This window comes from Bradyrhizobium sp. S69, from assembly GCF_009766005.1.
Lineage (GTDB): Bacteria > Pseudomonadota > Alphaproteobacteria > Rhizobiales > Xanthobacteraceae > Bradyrhizobium.
Map to the genome: position 1 here is coordinate 636,747 of NZ_LMUK01000060.1, position 20,520 is coordinate 657,266.

Here is a 20,520-nt window from a genome sequence, read left to right on the forward strand (position 1 = left end):
TGAAAAAATTTTCACGGTCGCCGCCATCGCGTCTCATCGGCGCTCGCCAAAACCGGTTTTTCGCGCGAATCGCCGCCACCGATTCGCAGGGTGATTTTTGGTCGAGACGATGAACGGCGCCTCGACCAACGCGCGCGCGTTCACTTGCGCGCGTTCAATCGATACCGCGCCGATGACGGCGGCGTGAGCTTCGCGCGCCGCTCAGATGCCGAGTTTGGACTTCAAGAGGTCGTTGACGGCTTGCGGATTGGCCTTGCCGCCGGACGACTTCATCACCTGACCGACGAACCATTGGATCGCCGCCGGCTTGGCCTTCGCCTGTGCGACCTTGTCCGGATTGGCGGCGATGATGTCATCGACCACCTTCTCGATCGCGCCGAGATCGGTGACCTGCTTCATGCCGCGCGCCTCGACCAGCGCGTGGGGATCGCCGCCTTCCTGCCAGACGATCTCGAACAGATCTTTTGCAATCTTGCCGGAGATGGTGCGCTGTCCGATCAGATCGACGATCGCGGCAAGCTGCGCCGCCGATACCGGCGAGCCCGTAATGTCACGGCCTTCCTTGTTGAGACGGCCGAACAATTCGTTGATCACCCAGTTCGCGGCAAGCTTGCCATCGCGGGCCTTGTCGGCGAGCCGGGCCAATACGGTTTCGTAGAACTCCGCGCGCTCGCGCTCGGCCACCAGCACGCCGGCATCATAGGGCGAGAGGCCAAACTCGGCGATGAAGCGGGCCTTCTTCTGGTCCGGCAGTTCCGGCAGCCCGGCCTTGAGGTCGGCGACAAAGGCTTCGCTGAATTCCAGCGGCAAGAGATCGGGGTCCGGGAAATAACGGTAGTCGTGCGCCTCTTCCTTGGAGCGCATCGAACGCGTCTCGCCCTTGTTGGGGTCGTAGAGGCGCGTTTCCTGGTCGATCGAGCCGCCATCCTCGAGGATTTCGATCTGGCGCCGCGCTTCATATTCGATCGCCTGACCCATGAAGCTGATCGAGTTCATGTTCTTGATCTCGCAGCGGGTGCCGAGCGGCCCGCCCGGCCTGCGCACCGAGACGTTGACGTCGGCGCGCAAGCTACCCTTCTCCATGTCGCCATCGCAGGTGCCGAGATAGCGCAGGATCGACCGCAGCTTGGTCACGTAGGCCTTGGCCTGCTCGGACGAGCGGATGTCCGGTTTGGAGACGATCTCCATCAGCGCCACGCCGCAACGGTTGAGGTCGACATAGGACATGGTCGGTGACTGATCGTGCAGCAATTTGCCGGCGTCTTGTTCCAGATGCAGCCGCTCGATCCCGATCGTGACGGTGTGGCCGCCCTCGAGCTCGACCTCGACCACGCCCTCGCCCACGATCGGCGACTTGTACTGGCTGATCTGATAGCCCTGCGGCGAATCTGGATAAAAATAGTTCTTGCGGTCGAACACCGAGCGCAAATTGACCTGCGCGTTGAGGCCAAGCCCGGTCCGCACCGCCTGCCTGACGCATTCCTCGTTGATGACCGGCAGCATGCCCGGCATCGCCGCATCGACCAGCGACACATGCGCGTCCGGTTTGCCGCCGAATTCGGTCGAGGCCCCCGAAAACAATTTCGAGTGCGAGGTAACCTGGGCGTGGACCTCGAGCCCGATCACAACTTCCCAATCGCCGCTGGCGCCCTTGATCAGGTTGGATGGCTTGACTGCAACGTTCATGAATGGCCCGGTCGGTTACGCGTCCTGCGACGCGAATGCACAGCCCAAGACGTCGAAATAGCTCGATATCCGTTCGCTGGGCGATGGTTTTGCGGCGGATCAGCCTCGATGCGTCGGGATGATGCCGTGTCACCGCAAAATAAGCCGGCGCGAGAGGCGATGCAACCGGCGACGTCAGCGCTTTTCGACCCCGACGGGGATGAAACTTGCGGCGATCCATGCCAATACACGGGAGATCCCAGCGCAATCTTTCTCCGCTCAGGCAGCTTCGAGACGGCACCATGGCTGACATGCTTCTGCGTATGACCGACGGAACGCAGATCGCCGTGCCCGCCTCGCTCGACGCGATGACGACCTATGTCATCCTCGAACAGGAAACCTGGTTCGAGAAGGAGACGGCTTTCGTCGCCCGCTGGCTGCGGCCGGGCATGACCGCGATCGATATCGGCGCCAATCTCGGGGTCTACAGCCTTCCGATGGCGCGGCTGGTGGGGCCCGAGGGCCAGGTGTTCGCCTATGAGCCGGCAACCGAGACCCGCCGTCTGCTCGCCATCAGCAAGGCCAGCAACGGCGCCGACAATCTGCATATCATCGCCGCCGCGCTGTCCGACGGCGAGCGCGAGGGTCATCTGGTGCTGGGGGCATCGAGTGAGCTGAATTCGCTCGATGGCAGCGGCCCCGGGGAGACCGTGCAGATCACCTCGCTGGACCTGGAACAAGAAGCCCGCAATTGGGGCGCGATCGATTTTCTCAAGATCGATGCCGAAGGCGAAGAGCAGCGAATTCTGGCGGGCGCTGCCGCCTTCTTCGCCAGCCGCTCGCCCCTCGTGATGTTCGAAGTGCGCGCCGGCGAAAAGCAGAATGCCGATCTTCCCGCGGCCTTCGCCGCGATGGGCTTTGGCCTCTACAGGTTGCTCGCGGGGGCGCCGGTGCTGGTACCCGCCGGTGCGGACGAGGTGCTCGACGGCTACGAGCTCAATCTATTCGCAGCCAAACCCGATCGCGCCGCCGCACTCGCAGCGGAGGGATATTTGGTCGAGGCGATCCCGGAATGGGCGCCGGACGATCGCAGCCGGGCCAGGGCGCAGGAATTCTTCCAGGCGCAGCCGTTCGCCGCGGTGTTCGCGGCGTTGCCCGGCGGCGCGGTCGCCGCAGAACCTGTCTTTCGCGATGCGCTCACCGGTTACGCCATCTGGCGCTGCCAGGACGTTGCGCTGCCGGAACGCTGCGCCGCGCTGCGGTTCGCCTGCGACAGCCTGACGGCGCTGTGCGAACAGCAGGCCTCGCTGCCGAGGCTGTCTTCGCTCGCCCGCATCGCATGCGAGATTGGCCGCCGCACCATCAGCGTCAGGGTGCTGCAAATCATGGCGGATATGCTCAAAAGCGGAAAAGGCCGGATCATGGAGCCGTTCTGGCCTGCGAACCCGCGATTTGACCAGGTGCCGCCGGGCGCCAATGTCGTTGAATGGTTCGTGGCGGCGGCGCTCGAACAGTTCGAGCGAACGGTGGCCTTTTCATCGCTGTTCGGCAACTCAGGCGTCGATCTCGATTGGCTGGGCAAGCAACCGTTTGTTTCCGCCGAAATCGAGCGTCGGCGAATTTTGCAGCGCCTGCGCAAAGGCGAAACCGTGGCGCTGCCGCCGCGGCTACTGGCACCGGCACCGGATCACCTCAACGCTGAGATATGGCGTGGCGGGCACGTGCCGAACAGCATCGTGCGCTGAGATCGATCGCGGTCCGCGGGCGGGTCGCCGCGATCACTTCGTTCAACCGGCCGGCGTGGCGCCGTGAAGTACGACCAACGACTTCAGGACATCCTCCGGACGAGATTGCGCGATCTCCTCGCGGCCGAGAACGCGGATATCGCCGAACACAGGAGCGACTTCGGGCGCGGACGCGAACACCAAGCCATCGAACGACGTGGTCTGGACATCGACGTCGCAGGAAACCTCGACGCGATATCCGAGCTGGTTAAGCTGGCCTACGATCACGCCGTGGATCGCCTGCGAATGGGTCGAAATGAAAAGATAGTGGACGCGGTGTTTGGCCAGCACGTCCTGGGCCCCCTGCAGCATCTCGGTCTCGAAGCCCTGGATGTCGGCGTGCAGAATGTCGAGCTGCCTGATCTTGCGGTTCCTGAAAAAGGCGTCGATCTCGAATTTGCCGGCGCCTACGAACGCCTGGATGAATTCCCCCTGGAAGCCGTTACGCGCGAAATTGTCCTGACCGACCTTCAGGCATTCCGCGTCCGGCTCGACCAGAATGACGCTGCCCCTGGGCCGTTGCTTCTTGAACCACATGGAATAATGGGCCCAATACGCGCCGAGTTCGATCATCGAGGGGCTATCGGGCAAGCGCTTGAGGACCTGCTGGAAGACATACTCTTCCAGCGGCTCATGGACGCCACGGTTGAGCACCAGCAATTCGCTGAACTGACCGAAATAGGCGCCGGGTCCCGCGACTGGCACGCGCAATCCGTTGTGGAGATAGACGAGATCGCCATCGACAAAGCCGGCCGCCGGTACACGCTCAATCAACAGGTTCAGGGGATCGGAAATGACCTCGCGAAAGCGGCCGAGAAAATCCCCGGCGGTGGCCTTGCCCATCATGCCAGATCACCCACGCGCGCTTCTCCCCAAATTACCCCACACATCGACAGGATAACGGACGGGCCTCGCGGAATCAAAGGCTTGCGCGTCGGGGTCGGCAAAGCTCCGCCATACGTCACCGGCTTAGTTCGGTATCGCGGCCGGCGCGGCATCGAGCATCAATGTGAACCAGGTGCCCTGCCCGCGGATGGTTTCGGCGCGGAATACGACATTGCCGGCATTTTCCTTCAGCGTTTGCAGGATCAAGGCGCCGAGTTTGCGGGGTGACGGCCATTGCTGATGTTCGTCGAGGCCGACGCCGTCATCGGATACGATGATGGTGACGCGGCCGCTTTCCTGCCGGCAGATCAATTTCAACTGGCCGCCGCTGCGGCCGACAAACGCATATTTCAGCGCGTTGGTCAGCATCTCGTTGACCAGCAGGCCTGCCGGCATCGCGACGTTGATCGAGAGCGGGCAATAGCCGGTCTCGATGTCGATCTTGATGTTGTCTGCCGCACTGACCTGCATCACGGAGCTGGCGATATCGGACAGATACTGGCCGAGATCGATTTCGGCCGGGGCGTCCTCGGTCGAAAGGGTGCGGTAGAGCACGGTCAGCGCGTCGATCCGGCTCGCAAGCCGGGCCAGCGCCACCGTCTCGCCTTCCTTGGCCGATCGCGCCTCCAGGCGGATCAAGGCCGTAATGAGTTGCAGGTTGTTCTTCACCCGGTGCTGAAGTTCGCGCATCAGCATGTCGCGATCGCGGATTTGGCTCTCGAATTGCTCGATTTGCGCCCGCTCGCGGCCGCCGACATCGACCAGCGCCGCGATCCGGAAATTCTCGACCCCGTTGTCGCTTTCGATCACCGACGCATAGGCCTGCACGATCACCAGCCGGTCGAGCGGCACGGAGGGGCGGAACACGCCGATAAAATCTTCCCCGTCCCTGATGGCCTCGCCCAGCGTCGTGCTCGCGCTGTCCTCAAGCGCAAAGCCGTCCAGGCTGGTCCAGCTCTGCCCCTCCACATCGGTGGGCGCGAGCATCATCAGATGTTCAAAAGCCTTGTTGATGTAGACAATGTGCTGTTGATCGCCGGTGCCGCGCGATATCGCGACCGCGACCGGAACATGATCGAGCAAATGCTTGTAGCGGTCGTTCTCGAGCGCCGAAGCGAGCTTCGAGGAACCCAAAATCTGGTCGATTTGCTGGGAAGGCGGGACGCCATCGTCAGCGCTCATACGCGCACCATGCTCATGAACGAACCATGACCAAGCCCGCCAGGAAACGCAAACCCAAAAGCCGCACGCGCCCAATGGAACTTCACGCTCAGGCTTGTGCGCTCCCGAGCAGCGCCGCGACGATCTGCTCCCATTCGCTCTCCAGCGAGTCCGTCGCGACCGGCCGCCCCGCCTGCCGGTACCAATAGCCGGCATTGCCAAGATCGCCCTCGACGCGATGCAGATAGGCATGAACCCAGGCGGCGTCGGCGCTCGATTCGTCCTGCACGATCTTGTGGGCCTGGTCCCAATTGCCTCTAGCGGCCCACCACAGGCCGGCGAGCGGCGCGTCGAGGTCCGATGCGGGAGCCGCACCCGACAGACTGGTCCTGAAATCCGCCGGGCTCATCACCGCCTCACCACCATTTGTTGGGCGTAAACCGTCCCGCCGCCTGCTCGATCACCTCGCCAAGCGAGAACAAGGTCTCTTCATCGAACGGCCGGCCGATCAGTTGCAGGCCGAGCGGCAAGCCCTGCACGTCCTTGCCGGCGGGAACCGCGATGCCCGGCAATCCCGCCATGTTCACCGGCACCGTGAAGATGTCGTTGAGATACATCTCGATGGGATCGGCGCCCTTCTCTCCGATGCCGAACGCCGCCGATGGCGTCGCCGGCGTCAGGATCGCGTTGACACCCTTGGCAAAGCAGTCCTCGAAATCCTTCTTGATCAGGGTGCGGACTTTCTGCGCGCGCAGATAATACGCGTCGTAATAGCCGGCCGAGAGCACATAGGTACCGATCATGACGCGACGACGCACTTCCGCGCCAAAGCCTTCGGCACGGGTATTTTCGTACATCTCGCCGATCGAACGGCCCGGCACGCGCAAGCCGTAACGCACGCCGTCATAGCGCGCGAGGTTGGAGGAGGCTTCCGCAGGCGCCACGATGTAATAGGCCGGCAAGGCATATGTGGTGTGCGGCAGCGACACCTCGACCAGTTCGGCGCCGGCCGCCTTCAGCCAGTCGGCGCCCTCGGTCCACAGTTTTTCGATTTCCGCTGGCATGCCGTCGAGGCGATACTCCTTGGGAATGCCGATCTTCATGCCCTTGATCGACGTACCGATCGCTTTCTCGTAATCCGGCACCGCGCGGTTGACCGATGTCGTGTCCTTGGGGTCGTGACCGGCCATCGAGCGCGTCAGGATCGCGGCATCGCGCACGCTGCGCGCGATCGGGCCGGCCTGATCGAGCGAGGATGCGAAGGCGACGGTGCCCCAGCGCGAGCAGCGCCCGTAGGTTGGCTTGATGCCGACCGTTCCGGTGAACGCCGCGGGCTGGCGGATCGAGCCGCCGGTGTCGGTCGCGGTCGCGCCCATGCACAACAGCGCCGCTACCGCCGACGCCGAGCCGCCGGACGAACCGCCCGGCACCAGCCTGGTATCGGAGCCGTCGCGCCGCCACGGATTGACTACCGGGCCGAAGCACGAGGTTTCGTTCGACGAGCCCATCGCGAACTCATCATTATTGAGCTTGCCGAGCATCACCGCGCCGTCGCGCCAAAGCTGCGAGGTCACCGTCGATTCGTAAGGCGGCACGAAATTGCCGAGGATTCTCGAGCACGCCGTGGTGCGCACGTCCGTGGTCGCGAACAGGTCCTTGATGCCGAGCGGAATACCCGCGAGCGGACCGCCCTCGCCCTTGGCGATCTTGGCATCGGCCTGCCGCGCCATGCGGCGGGCGTGATCCGGCGTCTCCAGCACGAAGGCGTTCAGGACGCGCGCAGCCTCGATCGCACTTAGGTGCGCGTCGGTCAGTTCAAGCGCGGTAAAGGATTTGCCCGCGAGGCCAGTTCTAGCCTCGGCGATCGTCAGCGATGTCAAATCGGTCATTTATCAACCGGGCTGCAGAAGAACGGAGACAGCGTCTTGTCGTTGGCGGGATCGTCACGACGCGCTTTGTCGGCGGCCTCGAGCTGGTCGAGCACGGCGTCCATCGCCTTGTCGGGATCCGCCGGCTTGCCCTGCCGCTCCATCTCGTCGAGGTAATTCATGTAAGCCTGATAGGCCTTTTCGTCGTCGCAGAGCATGCACATCGGAATCTCGCCCTAAATTATTCCACGACTTTCGGCACCAGGAAGAAGTGATCCTGGGTCTCCGGCGCGTTGGCGACCACCGCATCCGCGATCTCGCCATCATTGACCACGTCGGGGCGCTTCTTCATTTCCATCGGCGTCACCGACGTCATGGGATCGACCCCCTCGACATCGACTTCGCTCAGCTGCTCGACGAACGCCAGCATCGCATTCAGTTCGCCCTGAAGGTGAGGAACCTCGGCTTCGGTGACCGCGATCCGCGCCAGATGCGCGATACGGCGGACGGTGGCGGCATCGACGGACATGATATGGGGTCCCAAACGGCGGAATTCAGCCCGCCGTATAGCAGAGTGGCCTTTTGCGCCGCAACCGCCGGAACGAGGTCGCCCCGGGTTCGGGCACCCAAGCAGCCACTTCTGTACACGATTTCGACAGTGCTGCCCCCTCGACGAAACCATTTTGCTCCCCCGGCGTAGTCGTCCTGAAACAGTTGGGGGCTCTATTCGTCCTGCACCAAAGAATTTGGAGGCGCCTCATGTGGACGAGCGAAGACAGCACCCGGTCGGAAGGCTGGGACCTCGCGCTCTGGTCGATCGGCACCGTGCTCGGCGCCGCGATCTTCTACGTCGCCTGCCTGGCCTGAGAAACAAGGACAGGATTCATGGCTGACGCAAAAGTACTGCAGGAAAAGGCCGAAATGTTCGAACGCCGGGCCGAAAGCGCGAGCGATCCGATCTCAAGGCAACATTACCGCGAGATGGCCGCGCACTACCGGTCCCTCGCGGTTGAGCATTTAAACGTCCACCGCGACGAACCGGCCCACTGAACCGCGCCGACCCCAGATTTATCGGCTGAGCGCGCTCATCCGCGCCAGCGCGGCACCGGCAAGCGCCCGTGTCAGCTCAGCTGCGGGCATTTCCCGACCCATCCGGACAGCCTGCCCGGCCCACAGGTTGGTGAAATCGACCTTGCCGAGCTTTTCGGCGGCCACCTTCAGAGGCCCAAGCGCGGTCGCGGCATGCGGAAACGCCGGCGCGTGCGGCGAAATCGGACCGAGTTCACGCATCACGCGGTTGGCGACGCCGCGCGCGGCACGTCCGGTCATGACATTGGTGATGACGGTGGAATCGTCGCCGGCCTGCGCCAGTGCGACGCGTGCCGGCGCGATCACCTTGGATTCCGGGCACCGTAGATAGGCGGTGCCGATCTGCACGCCGGCCGCGCCCAGCGCGAACGCCGCGGCGATCCCTCGCCCGTCCGCGATACCGCCGGCCGCGATCACCGGAACCTTCACCGCATCGACCACCTGTGGCACCAGCGCGAAGGTGCCGGGTTGCTCGCTGATGTTTTCGGTCAGGAACATGCCGCGATGGCCACCGGCCTCCGCGCCTTGCGCGATAATGATGTCGGCGCCGTTCTCCTCCAACCATATCGCCTCTTTCACGATCGTCGCGGAGCCCATCACCAGGCAGCCCGCTGCCTTGACGCGGCGGAGCAGCGCCTGATCCGGCAGTCCGAAATGGAAGCTGACGACTTCCGGTTTCAATTCCTCGACCGTCTCGCACATCGCAGCGTCGAACGGCGCGCGGTTGGCGGCATTGACCGGCGCCGCCGGATCGAGTCCCAATTCCGCGTGATAGCCCGAAAGGTGCCTCTTCCATCCGGCTTCGCGCGCCGGATCGGCATCGACCGGTCGGTGGCAGAAGAAGTTCATGTTGACCGGCGCCGACACGCGCTGCCGGATAATGTTGATCTGTTCGCGGGCCTTTTCCGCCGAGATCATCGCACACGGCAACGATCCCAGCGCGCCGCCCTGGGCTGCTGCGATCACCAATTCGGCGTCCATCACGCCGGCCATCGGCGCCAGCACGATCGGAAACTCGGTCTTGAAGAGCTCGATAATTCGGCGATCCGGCCACATGGTTTGCTCGCTTCCGTGAATTGAAGAGTGAATCAGGCCTGTAACGATGCGGAGGAGTTGCGCCGTCCAAGCAATATCCCTTCGGCCTCGCTGGCGATCCGTTCAACGATCTCGGCCGCCGGAGGAATGTCGTGGATCAGCCCCACAGCCTCGCCGGCAAAGACGACCGCAATGTCGAAATTGCGGGCCTCTCTGGCCGCCGCATACTCGACGGCAACCGCCGGCATATTTTGCAGGAGTTCGATCTCTCGGCCCATCCAGCGCCGCGCATGGTCATTGACCAGGGAGCGCCCGGTAAACGGCCCAGGCCAGATGATGTTGCGTGACAGGTCGAAGATTACACCGCGCGTCGTCGAGCCGCTGCTCGCGTCGCAAATCAGCTTTTTGGCTTCTTCTGTCCCCTCGCATTCCTGGCTCGCATAAAAGCGCGTGCCGAGCAGCACGCCGGAAGCGCCCAGCATCAACATGGCGGCGAGCCCGCGTCCGTCGGCAATGCCGCCTGCCGCCACGACCGGCACACGGCCGGCCGCGAGATCGACGATCGCCGGCACAATGTCGATCGTGGTGCGCGAGGCGCCGTGGCCGCCGGCCTCGGTGCCCTGCGCGATCAGGATGTCGGCGCCCGCATCCAGCGCCTGCCGCGCCATGTCCTCGGTTTGAACCTGACAGATCAACCGCGCGCCGGCGGATTTGATATGCGGCGCGAACGGCTTGGGATCGCCGAACGACAGCATGACCGCGCGCGGCTTGGCGCCGAGCGCGATGTCCAGCAGTTCGGGCTTTTTGGCGAGACTCCAGGTGATGAAGCCGATGCCGAACGGCACCGATGCGGCCGCGAGCTTCGCGGTCTCCCGTTCGAGCCATGCCTTGTCGCCGTAGCCGCCGCCCAAAATCCCGAAGCCTCCGGCGGCGCTGACCGCCGCGGCAAGACGTGCGCCGGCAATGGTATCCATCGGCGCCGACAGGATCGGATGTTTGACGCCAAGCAGCGCAGTCAATGAGGTCTCGATCGGCATATCCTTGGGCTCCGGTCTGGACAGCGACCCTAGGCCGATTTACCATTCTCGAAAAATGAATACTAGAGAACTCTGCCATCTCTAAAATGAAACGGAACGGCTATGGAGCTGACAGACCTCGTGACTTTTTCGGCGGTCGCGCGCACCGGCGGCATCACCCGCGCCGCCGACGAGCTTAACACCGTGCAGTCCAACGTCACCCAGCGGATCAAGGCGCTGGAGGCTGAAATCGGCACCGCTCTGTTCGAGCGGCACAGCCGCGGCATGACGCTGACCGGCGCCGGCCGCCGGCTGTTGCCTTACGCCGAGAGAATGGCCGCGTTGTCGCGCGAAGCGGTGCTGGCGGCGCGTGACGATGGCGAGCCGAAAGGGCCGCTGGCGATCGGCTCGATGGAAACCACAGCGGCGGTTCGCCTGCCGTCACTGCTGGCGGACTTCCACCGGCGTTTTCCGGCGGTGCGACTAAGCCTGCGCACCGCCCCGACCGCGGATCTGGTGGCCGCCGTGCTCGATGGTTCGCTCGATGGCGCCTTCGTCGCCGGTCCGATCGATCACGCCGAACTCACATCCGTCATCGCGTTCAGGGAAGAACTGGTGCTGGTCACGGCGCGGCGCTGGAGCAGCCTCGCCGCGCTGCGCGCCGGCACGCCGCAATCCGGTCCGACCGCGCTGGTGTTCCGTACCGGCTGCACCTACCGGCAACGGCTCGAACAATTGTTTTCGGAATTCGGCTGGCCGTCCGCGACCCGGTTCGAATTGGGCACACTGGACGGCATGATCGGCTGCGTCGCCGCCGACATGGGGGTGACGCTGTTGCCCCGCGCCGTCGTGGCGCGCAGCGATTTAAGTGAAAGCATCACGCTGCACACGCTGAGCCCTGCGCAGTCGCGGGTGGATACGCTCTTCATCCAGCGCCGCAGCGCGCATCTTTACAGTGCGCTGGAAGGTTTTGTGGGCTGCCTGAACAAGAACGATCAGGTCATTGCCGCCTGACACTCCACCGCCGCAGCGCGACCACAGACCAGATCGCCTCGACCAGCCCGAACGGCCAGGCGCCTTGCAGGAATCCATAGACCGAGCCCAGCGCGCAGGCGACCGCAAAGCCGAGCACGAACCAGCGGCTGCGATCCTCCAGCGCGTAGCACACCAGCATCGCGGTGACCGCGAACAGTCCGAATAAGGTCAGCCGATCCATCGTCATCCATCCGCTTTTTCTTGCACTTTGCACGCATTGCCGGCCGCGTGCTATGCGGAGCGATGCCTGCCCTCATCTTACCGCTGATCGACGCCGTGCCGCACTGGCCTGAACGCGGGGCGCTGGTCGGGCTCGATCTCGGCACCAAGACCATCGGGGTTGCGGTGTCCGATCCCGACCGCAAACTCGCGACCGGCGTCGAGACCATCCAGCGCAAGGCTTTTAAAGCCGACGCGGCCCGTCTGCTGGCCATCGCGACCGAACGCAACGTGGTCGGCTTTGTACTGGGCCTGCCCATCAACATGGATGCCAGCGAAGGCCCGCGCGCGCAATCGACCCGCGCCTTTGCCCGCAATTTCTCGCAACTCACAGCACTCGCGATCGCACTATGGGACGAGCGGCTCTCCACCGTCGCCGTGGAGCGCGAGCTGATCGGCATGGACATGAGCCGCGCCCGCCGCAAGGAGGTGATCGACGAACACGCTGCGATCTTCATCCTGCAAGGCGCGCTCGACCGGCTGGCGACCCTGCGCAATGCCGGCGGCGACCGCTGAGAAGAATTGCGATACCGGTTGCCATCGCCTCGCGGCGGCTTCGCCTTAAACGTAGGATCCTATCGGAAGAAATACAAAAGTATTAATGGCTGAATGAATCATGATTGTCAGCCAAGTCGAAGCGGTACGCCAGCGAAAATAGGCGAGCACAACACCCTCTCCGAATATCTTCAATTGCAAGAACCAATCATACTGGGTGTGATTCATCGCCCACGCTGCGGATGTCAGCACAATGGCTCCGGTCGCCCCTGGAAATGACTGTGACCAACCGCGAAACATGAAGCCGCGAACCAAAAACTCTTCAGCGACCGGCGCTGCAATGCAGCTACCTATCAACATGATCATCAAGCCACTTGGCCCAAGAACGGCAAGATGCGAATGGGTCACGCCCGATTTGGCACCGACAAGATATCCGAGAAGGCTTTCGCCCACCATGACGATGGACATGACGCCGAACGCGACTGCCGTTTCGCGCGGCGTTGGCCAATTTAACGCCAAATATTCCACGAACCCTCTGCCGGCCATTCGGATAGCAACCCACAGGACGGCGATCGTCGGCAGCACAGCTACAATAGAGCCGGCGCCTTGCCAGGTTCCGTGGAGCCTAAGCCAAGCCGCCCGCAGTTCTGCCGGAGAATAAGCCTCGAAACTGCCATACGCTTTGAATGCGAAAATCGCGGCGTACCAGCCCGTCTCGGTGAGTACGCCATAGGCAATCAACGCGACAAGAGTGGTTTCGAAAAAGTCCCAGGTACGGAGTGGTGACGACGAGACCGGGACTCGAGGACCTGCCTTTTTGACGTTCGACATACCGACTTTCGTGACAACTTGCAGAAGAAAATCCCAATACTTCTACCTGCCACACGAAGGCCTATCCCACCAGCCACATCGTCTGCACGCAGGCGGCCAGATTGTTGAGGCCGTGCAGCAGCACCGTCAGCCAGATCGATTGGCTGCGATAGCGGACATAGCCGAGCACGAGGCCGATCGAAAATACCTCGCCGAGAAAGAACCAGTCATATTGCAGATGCAGCGAGGTCCACACCAGCGACGACAGCAGGATCGCGCCGGGGACGCGCAGAAAGCTTTCCGACCAGCCGCGATAGAGAAAGCCGCGCGCGAAAAATTCTTCGGTGACCGGCGCTGCGACGGCGAATGCGAGCACCAATAGCCACAGAGCGCCATCGGCCCGCGCCGATTGCAGCACGTCGCCCATGAATCCCGGCGTGACTTCGCGCCCGGTCGCGCGCGACACCATATCCCAGCCCATCACCACGACGACCATGGCGACGATACCGATCAGAACGTTTTGCCAACTGGTCCAGCGCAGCGCGAGATAATCCGCAAACGGCGTCCGTGACAGCCGCACCGGCACCCACACCGCGGCAACCACGGCGGGCAGACCCGTGATCACCGACAGCGAGATCGTCAGGCCGCCGCCGAGCACATGCACCGCCGCCGCCATGTCGAGCGGCCCCTCCTGCCGCAGCAGAAACCAGCCCACCACCGCGAGCTGGCCGACAAACATCGCGGCAAAGATGAAAAGGCCCCACAGCGCGGTGCCCCAGAACTTCCAGATCCGCGGCGGGCGCTGGACAGGCGTGACGGTGACGGGTGGAAGACTTTCGGGATCGAGGGAATCCATCAACTGGCTTTCAAGGCAAGGCTTCAAGGCAAGGCTTCAAGGTAGGGCCCGCACCAGCAGGCTTTGGATATCGTCATGGGCGAGATCGACTGCGCCGTACATGCCGGCGTGGGGTGCAGCCAACCGCGTCCGCGCGAACAGTTCGGCGTGATGCGGCGACACGGCATTCAAGGCCGCCGCAGCCGCCAGCAGCGCCAGTCGCTCGACCGCGAGCCGCGCCACGCGCTCGCCATCGGGCCGGCGGAATGTCTTGCCGATGAACGAAACCGTATCAGCGGCGCCGGACAATCCCTTGGTCTCCTGAGTCAACGCCTGCAACACCGCCATCGCCGCGTCGGCCTCGCGCGACAAGGCCCTGAGCACGTCGAGACACATCACATTGCCGGAGCCTTCCCAGATCGCATTGACGGGCGCCTCACGATAGTGACGCGCCAGAATGCCCTCCTCGACATAGCCGTTGCCGCCGAGGCACTCCATCGCCTCATACAGAAATCCCGGCGCGTTCTTGCACACCCAATATTTGATCGCGGGTGTCAAAAGCCGCATATACGCCGCCTCGCCGGCATCGTCGGGCGCGCGGTCGAACGCGCGACAGAGCCGCATCACCAGCGCGATCGACGCCTCGACATGCAGCGCCATGTCGGACAGCACCGCCTGCATCAGCGGCTGATCGGCGAGATGTTTTTGAAATACGCTGCGGTGACGGGCGTGATGCAGCGCATGCGCCAGTCCCGAGCGCATCAACCCGGCCGAGGCAATCGCGCAATCCTGCCGGGTCAGTTGCACCATCTGGATGATGGTGCGGATGCCTTTGCCCTCCTCGCCGACCGGTGATGCGTAGGCGTTCTCGAATTCGACCTCGGAGGACGCGTTGGAGCGGTTGCCGAGTTTGTCCTTGAGCCGCTGGAAATGGACCGCGTTGACCGAGCCGTCCGGCTTGAAGCGCGGCATGAAAAAACAGCTGAGGCCCGCATCGGCCTGCGCCAGCACCAGGAACGCGTCACACATCGGCGCCGACATGAACCATTTATGGCCGGTAATACGGTAAGCCCCGCCGTCGCGCTCCGCGCGCGTCATGTTGGCGCGCACATCGGTGCCGCCCTGCTTCTCGGTCATTCCCATGCCGAGCGTCATGCCGCGCTTGGTCCACCACGGCGCGAAACTGGGGTCATAGGCATCGGTTGCGATCACTGGCATCAGCTTCGCCAACAGATCGGGTTGCGACCCCATCGCCGCGACCGACGCCCGTGTCATCGTGATGGGACAGAGATGCCCGGTCTCGACTTGGGCTGCCATATAAAATTTTGCCGCGCGCACCACTTCGGAAGCCCCGCCGGCGGGTTTTCCTTGCGCGGTCCAGGTCGAATTGTGAATTCCCGCATGGGCGCTGCGCGCCATCAACTCGTGATAGGCCGGATGGAACTCGATCTGATCGCGCCGGTTGCCACGCGCATCGAAGGTCCGCAGTTTTGGCGTGTTCTCATTGGCCAGACGGCCGCGCTCGGCCATCGCGGCGGAGCCCCAATGCCTGCCGAATTCGGCTAGTTCCTGCGCGGCCGAGGCTCCGCCGTTGGCCGCGACAGCCGCCTGGAGCGGCCGGTCCAGTGTGAACAGATCGACGCCTTCGAACGGCGGCGACTGGTTGAAGACCTCAGGGGTCGCGAATGAAGGCTGGGTCATGGGCCGTCCCTCACGGGATTGTCAGGAATCAATGGCGGCGCGGTTGAGTAGCGAAATCATAGGCCTCCCCGCCCGCGCCCGGCAGCGAAAAATGCCAGCACGCCTTCGGATAGTTCACAAAGCCTTGCTCACAAGCCTTGTTCACAAGCTTTGCCGGGTCATCGCGACCGCCAACGGATCGCGCCGGCGTGATCGATGCTGCCGAGCTATGGCGACTTTGCGGCGCCCAGATTTACCGTGTCGGCGACATCTCAGGGGATAACTCCCCTGGTCCCGTTTGGGCCTTGCCCCGCCCCGCATCCGTCCCTATAGCTCTCGTTTTAATGACCCCTGCATCGAAATCGACCTTCGTCCTCGGTCACCGGCATCTGCTGGGAATCGAGGGCCTTTCCGCTGCCGACATCACCGGCCTGCTCGACCTTTCCGAGGAATATGTCGAGCTCAACCGGCAGGTCGACAAGAAGCGCACCAGTCTGCGCGGCCGCACCCAGGTCAACCTGTTTTTCGAGGCCTCGACCCGCACCCAATCCTCGTTCGAACTGGCCGGCAAGCGGCTCGGCGCCGACGTCATGAACATGTCGGTGTCGCAGTCCTCGATCCGCAAGGGCGAGACCTTGATGGATACGGCCGTGACACTGAACGCCATGCACCCGGACATCCTGGTGGTGCGGCACCATGCCTCCGGCGCGGTGGAACTGCTGGCGCGCAAGGTTGACGGCTCCGTGATCAATGCCGGCGACGGCGCGCACGAACATCCGACCCAGGCGCTGCTCGATGCGCTCACCATCCGCCGCAACAAGGGCCGGCTCGAGGGCCTGGTGATCGCTATCTGCGGCGATGTGATGCATTCGCGGGTGGCGCGCTCCAACATCCTCCTGCTCAACACCATGGGCGCCCGGGTTCGTGTGGTCGCGCCCTCCACGCTCTTGCCACGTGGCATCGAGCGGATGGGCGTCGAAGTCGCCCGCGACATGCGCGAGGGGTTGAACGGCGCCGACATCGTGATGATGCTGCGGTTGCAGCGCGAGCGCATGAACGGCTCGTTCGTGCCGTCGAGCCAGGAATATTTTCACTATTTCGGCCTCGACCAGAAGAAGCTCGCTTACGCCAAGCCGGATGCGCTGGTGATGCATCCGGGGCCGATGAACCGCGGCGTCGAGATCGACTCGATCGTAGCCGACGGCGCCCAATCGCTGATCCGCGAACAGGTGGAAATGGGAGTGGCGGTGCGGATGGCGGTGCTCGAAGCACTGGCCCGCAACCTGCCGAACGCGTGACATCATGCTGACCGATCGCCGCCCGATCCTGCTCGCCAACGCTCGAATCGTCGATCCCTCGCGCGATTTCGACGGCCCCGGCGACGTCCTGATCGCCGATGGCGTGATCCGCGATTCAAGGCGCGGCATCGGCGCCGCCGGCGTCCCCGAAGGCACCGACATCATCAATTGTGCCGGTAAGATCGTCGCCCCCGGCCTGGTCGATATGCGCGCCTTTGTCGGCGAGCCCGGCGCCAGCCACCGCGAAACCTTTGCTTCCGCGAGCCAGGCCGCGGCGACCGGCGGCATCACCACCATCATCTGCCAGCCCGATACCTCACCGGTGATCGACAATTCGGCGACGGTGGACTTCGTGCTGCGCCGCGCCCGCGACACTGCGATCGTCAATATCCACCCGATGGCAGCCCTGACAAAAGGCATGCGCGGCGAGGAGATGACCGAGATCGGCCTGTTGAAGGCCGCCGGCGCCGTGGCCTTCACCGACGGCGACAAGAGCATCACCAATGCCATGGTGATGCGGCGAGCGCTGACCTACGCGCGCGATTTCGACGCGCTGATCGTGCATCACACCGAAGATCCCGATCTGGTCGGGGAAGGCGTCATGAACGAGGGCGAATTCGCCGCCCGGCTCGGACTGACGGGCATTCCCAACGCGGCCGAAGCCGTGATGCTGGAGCGCGACATGCGCCTGGTCGCGCTGACCGGCGGACGTTACCACGCGGCGTCGCTGAGCTCGATGGAATCGCTGGAAATCCTCAAGCGCGCCCGCGACGCCGGGCTCGACGTCAGCGCCTCGGTCTCGATCAACCATGTGACGCTGAACGAGAACGACATCGGCCCCTACCGGACATTCTTGAAACTGTCGCCGCCGCTGCGTACCGAGGACGATCGCCGGGCGCTGGTCAGCGCGGTCGCCTCCGGCCTGATCGACGTGCTGATGTCCGATCACAATCCGCAGGACGTCGAAGTCAAGCGCCTGCCCTTTGCCGAAGCAGCCGCTGGCGCGATCGGCCTCGAAACCATGCTGCCGGCGGCGCTACGGCTGATCCACAACGGCGAGATGGATTTCAAGACGCTGATACGGGCGATGTCGACGCGCCCGGCCGAGTTGTTGGGACTGCCGGGTGGATCGCTGCGCGCGGGCTCGCCCGCCGACATCATCGTGATCGATGCGGACATACCCTGGGTGCTCGATCCCGCCGATCTCAAATCGCAATGCAAGAACACGCCGTTCGACGAAGCGCGGTTTTCCGGCCGCGTCGTGCGAACCATCGTCGGCGGACGGACGGTCTACGAGCATGTCTAGAGCGTTTTCGAGCGAAGTGGTTACCGGTTCGCGTCAAGAAAACGCGTCAAAACAAAAGACCAGAGCCCCGTTCCGATTCCGTCGGAACGGAAAAGGCTCTAGAGCTTGCGAAGCGGGCGCAAGGAGCAATTTCGATGTCTGCTGACATGTTCCTCATCGTAGCCTTCGTGATCGGCTATCTCCTCGGCTCGATCCCGTTCGGTCTGGTGCTCACGAGATTGGCGGGCACGCAGGATCTCCGCTCGATCGGCTCCGGCAGCATCGGCACCACCAACGTGCTGCGCACCGGACGCAAGGACCTCGCCGCCGCGACATTGATCGGCGACATGCTCAAGGGCACCATCGCGGTCATCATAGCGGGCTATTTCGGCGGGCCTGACGCCGCAATGCTGGCAGCACTCGGCGCGTTTCTCGGCCATCTCTTCCCGGTGTGGCTCAAGTTTCGAGGCGGCAAAGGCGTCGCGGTCTATATCGGCGTTCTGCTCGGGCTGTTATGGCCCGCCGCGTTGGTGTTTTGCCTGATCTGGCTCGCGGTTGCCGTGATCACCCGCTACTCCTCGCTATCGGCGCTGATCGCGAGCCTGGTGACGCCCATCCTGCTGTGGTGGTTCGGCCAACTCGCCCTCGCCGCGCTGTTCGCCGTGCTGACCTTGCTGGTGTTCTTCGTGCATCGCGAAAACATCAAGCGGCTGCTGGCGGGGACCGAAAGCAAGATCGGGCAGAAGGGCTAAGCGTTAAAGCCGCAGCCTTTCGGGGTTGCCCGGTGAAAATAAACGTGCGCACGCGGCGCCATGAAATTGTTCGCGCGAAACTTCCGCGCTCGGCGGGGCCGATCATTCGTCCGCGCCAAGAGGTTGGCACAGAAGCGACCAGCAGTTCTTGCTAGTCGAATTCAGTGATGGGCGGGTATAAGAACGTTGTCGATGGCCTGCTTTTGCTCCGCCTAGTCCGAGTGACCGACTTGGGTATTTGTCTGAGACATTTCTTGAAGAATTTGATTGCCTCAGGGTTGGTTGCTTCTTTTAATTCGATACGCAGAACAAGCCGCGACATTGCCCAAACGGCAATATGGTACTGCGCCACGCAAATCTGAGCAGACTTCCCGCGCATCAAAGCGTCTAAGAGTACTCTCCTGCTTTCAGAACCTGACTTTGGATTAGATGTAACATTGCTCCCGACGTGTGTCGTGTAATGCGAACGAAAGGGCTGCAACGAAAACATTACCACCAGTTGGAAATTGCGGAACCTTATCGCCTCAATGTGAAGCATTGGGTCTTTGTTGGCGACCTTGAACTCGACATCGGGATGACCCAAATACAAGCCGCTGAACATCGTATCAAATTTGGGGTCATGCTCAGGGACGACAAGTAAGCGGTCCCCTACTTTGGCCTTACCAATGGGTGCGTATCCCTCTCCGCTCAGGTTTTCGTAGCGACGAACGAAGATATTGCTAAAGCCTGTTTTTCGTTTGGCAGCGTCCGTCAGTGCGACCGCCGTAATTCGCCTTCCATCGGCAAGAACGGTCGACTTTTTTATCGTTGTAAACTCGTCGCTATTCGGACTCAGGTGAATCGAAATTCGTTCTTCTAAAATCGTAGGGGCGGAATCGTAATCCAACGTTGACCAGTCACTATAGCGACCGCCATGTGTGATGGGGATGATGAGTTCACCGCTTGGCTTCTCTAACACGGAGAATAGCCCGCGGTATGCCCCATCAACAAGTGCCACTACTCTTATCCGCCGAAACGGCATATTTGAAAGCCGATGTGCTGTGGGTGTGACGCTCGGCGACGGCTTCGATATTTTTTCTTATTGGCTCGCTAAACGGCTTCCAGTATTTTCCTTAGCTCTCATAGAATGAGCTTTTGGACAATCTCTGCTAAAGTATGAGTGTTATCAATAATTTCAAACACCCTGCAGGCGTTATGGATTCCGGACTCGCTCGTTTCACTCGCGCCCCGGAACGACAAAAATTGGTTCACCGCGCCAGCGCCTGCTCCACGAACCTTGCCGCCGCCAGCGCGCCGGCGTCGTTGCCATATCGGGCGATCACCTGCACGCCGACCGGCAACCCGCCCTCGGCGATGTAAGTCGGAACGTTCACGCACGGCACGCCCATCAGGGTCCACAGCGAGTTGAAACGGGCATCGCCGGTCGACCCCAATCCCTTTGGCGCGGCGCCCGGCGCCGAGAACGTCAGCAGCACATCGACGTCGTCGAATATCGCCGCCAGTGCATGCCTGGCCTTGCTCGCGATTCGAATCGCCTCGTCATAGGCCTCCGGTGTCGTGCCTTTGCTCTTGTCCAACCTGCCGCGCAGCCGCGGCGCCATCGCGTCG

The 20,520-nt window shown here is 62.9% G+C and carries 22 protein-coding genes; 7 read left to right on the forward strand and 15 right to left on the reverse strand.

All coding sequences use genetic code 11. The features are described from left to right. Positions 1–201: 201 nt before the first annotated feature. Entirely contained in the window at positions 202–1,686 is a 1,485-nt protein-coding gene (gene gatB, locus GSQ88_RS34725) for an Asp-tRNA(Asn)/Glu-tRNA(Gln) amidotransferase subunit GatB (protein WP_159012738.1), read from the reverse strand. A gap of 281 nt (positions 1,687–1,967) precedes the next feature. Here gatB and GSQ88_RS34730 point away from each other — a divergent pair, with 281 nt between their 5' ends. Further along, complete coding sequence (locus tag GSQ88_RS34730; protein ID WP_159012739.1) at positions 1,968–3,410, forward strand: FkbM family methyltransferase; 1,443 nt, start codon at positions 1,968–1,970, stop codon at positions 3,408–3,410. A gap of 42 nt (positions 3,411–3,452) precedes the next feature. Here GSQ88_RS34730 and GSQ88_RS34735 read toward each other — a convergent pair whose 3' ends face one another. The 6 genes from GSQ88_RS34735 to gatC all read right to left on the reverse strand — a co-directional run bounded on the left by GSQ88_RS34735 (position 3,453) and on the right by gatC (position 7,892). Beyond that, the gene (locus tag GSQ88_RS34735; protein ID WP_159012740.1) at positions 3,453–4,295 is read right to left on the reverse strand and encodes an FkbM family methyltransferase; all 843 of its coding nucleotides are present in this window, start codon (positions 4,293–4,295) and stop codon (positions 3,453–3,455) included. A 123-nt stretch (positions 4,296–4,418) separates the two neighbouring features. Continuing rightward, positions 4,419–5,516 (reverse strand): sensor histidine kinase, encoded by a 1,098-nt coding sequence (locus tag GSQ88_RS34740; RefSeq protein WP_159012741.1) that lies wholly within the window; start codon positions 5,514–5,516, stop codon positions 4,419–4,421. An 88-nt stretch (positions 5,517–5,604) separates the two neighbouring features. Then, complete coding sequence (locus tag GSQ88_RS34745; RefSeq protein ID WP_159012742.1) at positions 5,605–5,904, reverse strand: hypothetical protein; 300 nt, start codon at positions 5,902–5,904, stop codon at positions 5,605–5,607. Positions 5,905–5,911: 7 nt separating this feature from the next. After that, entirely contained in the window at positions 5,912–7,384 is a 1,473-nt protein-coding gene (gene gatA, locus GSQ88_RS34750; protein ID WP_159012743.1) for an Asp-tRNA(Asn)/Glu-tRNA(Gln) amidotransferase subunit GatA, read from the reverse strand. Then, a complete protein-coding gene (locus GSQ88_RS34755) occupies positions 7,381–7,587 on the reverse strand; it encodes a hypothetical protein (RefSeq protein WP_159012744.1) in 207 nt (68 codons plus the stop codon). Before GSQ88_RS34755 ends, gatA begins: the two co-directional genes overlap by 4 nt. A 17-nt stretch (positions 7,588–7,604) precedes the next feature. Beyond that, positions 7,605–7,892, reverse strand: a complete 288-nt coding sequence (gene gatC / locus GSQ88_RS34760) for an Asp-tRNA(Asn)/Glu-tRNA(Gln) amidotransferase subunit GatC (protein WP_159012745.1) — start codon at positions 7,890–7,892, stop codon at positions 7,605–7,607. Between the two features lie 356 nt (positions 7,893–8,248). On the opposite strand from gatC, the gene GSQ88_RS34765 reads away from it, so the two are divergent. Then, positions 8,249–8,413, forward strand: a complete 165-nt coding sequence (locus GSQ88_RS34765) for a hypothetical protein (protein WP_159012746.1) — start codon at positions 8,249–8,251, stop codon at positions 8,411–8,413. An 18-nt stretch (positions 8,414–8,431) separates the two neighbouring features. On the opposite strand, the gene GSQ88_RS34770 is transcribed toward GSQ88_RS34765, so the two are convergent. Together GSQ88_RS34770 and GSQ88_RS34775 are read right to left on the reverse strand one after the other, a co-directional pair. Next, the gene (locus GSQ88_RS34770; RefSeq protein WP_159012747.1) at positions 8,432–9,508 is read right to left on the reverse strand and encodes an NAD(P)H-dependent flavin oxidoreductase; all 1,077 of its coding nucleotides are present in this window, start codon (positions 9,506–9,508) and stop codon (positions 8,432–8,434) included. 32 nt (positions 9,509–9,540) lie between these two features. After that, positions 9,541–10,548: an NAD(P)H-dependent flavin oxidoreductase gene (locus tag GSQ88_RS34775; RefSeq protein WP_283810730.1), complete on the reverse strand. Its 1,008-nt coding sequence runs from the start codon at positions 10,546–10,548 to the stop codon at positions 9,541–9,543. Between the two features lie 78 nt (positions 10,549–10,626). On the opposite strand from GSQ88_RS34775, the gene GSQ88_RS34780 reads away from it, so the two are divergent. Continuing rightward, positions 10,627–11,517 (forward strand): LysR family transcriptional regulator, encoded by an 891-nt coding sequence (locus GSQ88_RS34780; protein ID WP_159012749.1) that lies wholly within the window; start codon positions 10,627–10,629, stop codon positions 11,515–11,517. Here GSQ88_RS34780 and GSQ88_RS34785 read toward each other — a convergent pair. Beyond that, positions 11,504–11,719, reverse strand: coding sequence for a hypothetical protein (locus GSQ88_RS34785; RefSeq protein WP_159012750.1), 216 nt, complete (start codon positions 11,717–11,719; stop codon positions 11,504–11,506). The genes GSQ88_RS34780 and GSQ88_RS34785 overlap by 14 nt on opposite strands. A gap of 62 nt (positions 11,720–11,781) precedes the next feature. Here GSQ88_RS34785 and ruvX point away from each other — a divergent pair, with 62 nt between their 5' ends. Then, entirely contained in the window at positions 11,782–12,273 is a 492-nt protein-coding gene (ruvX, locus tag GSQ88_RS34790) for a Holliday junction resolvase RuvX (protein WP_159012751.1), read from the forward strand. Positions 12,274–12,318: 45 nt separating this feature from the next. Here ruvX and GSQ88_RS35915 read toward each other — a convergent pair whose 3' ends face one another. The 3 genes from GSQ88_RS35915 to GSQ88_RS34805 form a co-directional block, all read right to left on the reverse strand. Next, entirely contained in the window at positions 12,319–13,083 is a 765-nt protein-coding gene (locus tag GSQ88_RS35915; RefSeq protein ID WP_246785201.1) for a CPBP family intramembrane glutamic endopeptidase, read from the reverse strand. Between the two features lie 61 nt (positions 13,084–13,144). Beyond that, the gene (locus tag GSQ88_RS34800; RefSeq protein WP_159012752.1) at positions 13,145–13,918 is read right to left on the reverse strand and encodes a CPBP family intramembrane glutamic endopeptidase; all 774 of its coding nucleotides are present in this window, start codon (positions 13,916–13,918) and stop codon (positions 13,145–13,147) included. A 36-nt stretch (positions 13,919–13,954) separates the two neighbouring features. Then, entirely contained in the window at positions 13,955–15,598 is a 1,644-nt protein-coding gene (locus tag GSQ88_RS34805; RefSeq protein WP_159012753.1) for an isovaleryl-CoA dehydrogenase, read from the reverse strand. 323 nt (positions 15,599–15,921) lie between these two features. Between GSQ88_RS34805 and GSQ88_RS34815 the strand changes: the two genes are divergently transcribed. The 3 genes from GSQ88_RS34815 to plsY all read left to right on the forward strand — a co-directional run bounded on the left by GSQ88_RS34815 (position 15,922) and on the right by plsY (position 18,912). Next, on the forward strand, positions 15,922–16,875 hold the full coding sequence (locus GSQ88_RS34815; RefSeq protein WP_159012754.1) for an aspartate carbamoyltransferase catalytic subunit: 954 nt from the start codon (positions 15,922–15,924) through the stop codon (positions 16,873–16,875). Between the two features lie 4 nt (positions 16,876–16,879). Then, entirely contained in the window at positions 16,880–18,181 is a 1,302-nt protein-coding gene (locus GSQ88_RS34820; protein WP_159012755.1) for a dihydroorotase, read from the forward strand. Positions 18,182–18,315: 134 nt separating this feature from the next. Next, entirely contained in the window at positions 18,316–18,912 is a 597-nt protein-coding gene (gene plsY / locus GSQ88_RS34830) for a glycerol-3-phosphate 1-O-acyltransferase PlsY (protein ID WP_159012756.1), read from the forward strand. 151 nt (positions 18,913–19,063) lie between these two features. Here plsY and GSQ88_RS34835 read toward each other — a convergent pair whose 3' ends face one another. Together GSQ88_RS34835 and GSQ88_RS34840 are read right to left on the reverse strand one after the other, a co-directional pair. Then, positions 19,064–19,909: a hypothetical protein gene (locus GSQ88_RS34835; protein ID WP_159012757.1), complete on the reverse strand. Its 846-nt coding sequence runs from the start codon at positions 19,907–19,909 to the stop codon at positions 19,064–19,066. A gap of 250 nt (positions 19,910–20,159) precedes the next feature. Beyond that, a partial coding sequence (locus tag GSQ88_RS34840; RefSeq protein ID WP_246785202.1) for an amidase family protein occupies positions 20,160–20,520 on the reverse strand: 361 nt, incomplete at its 5' end.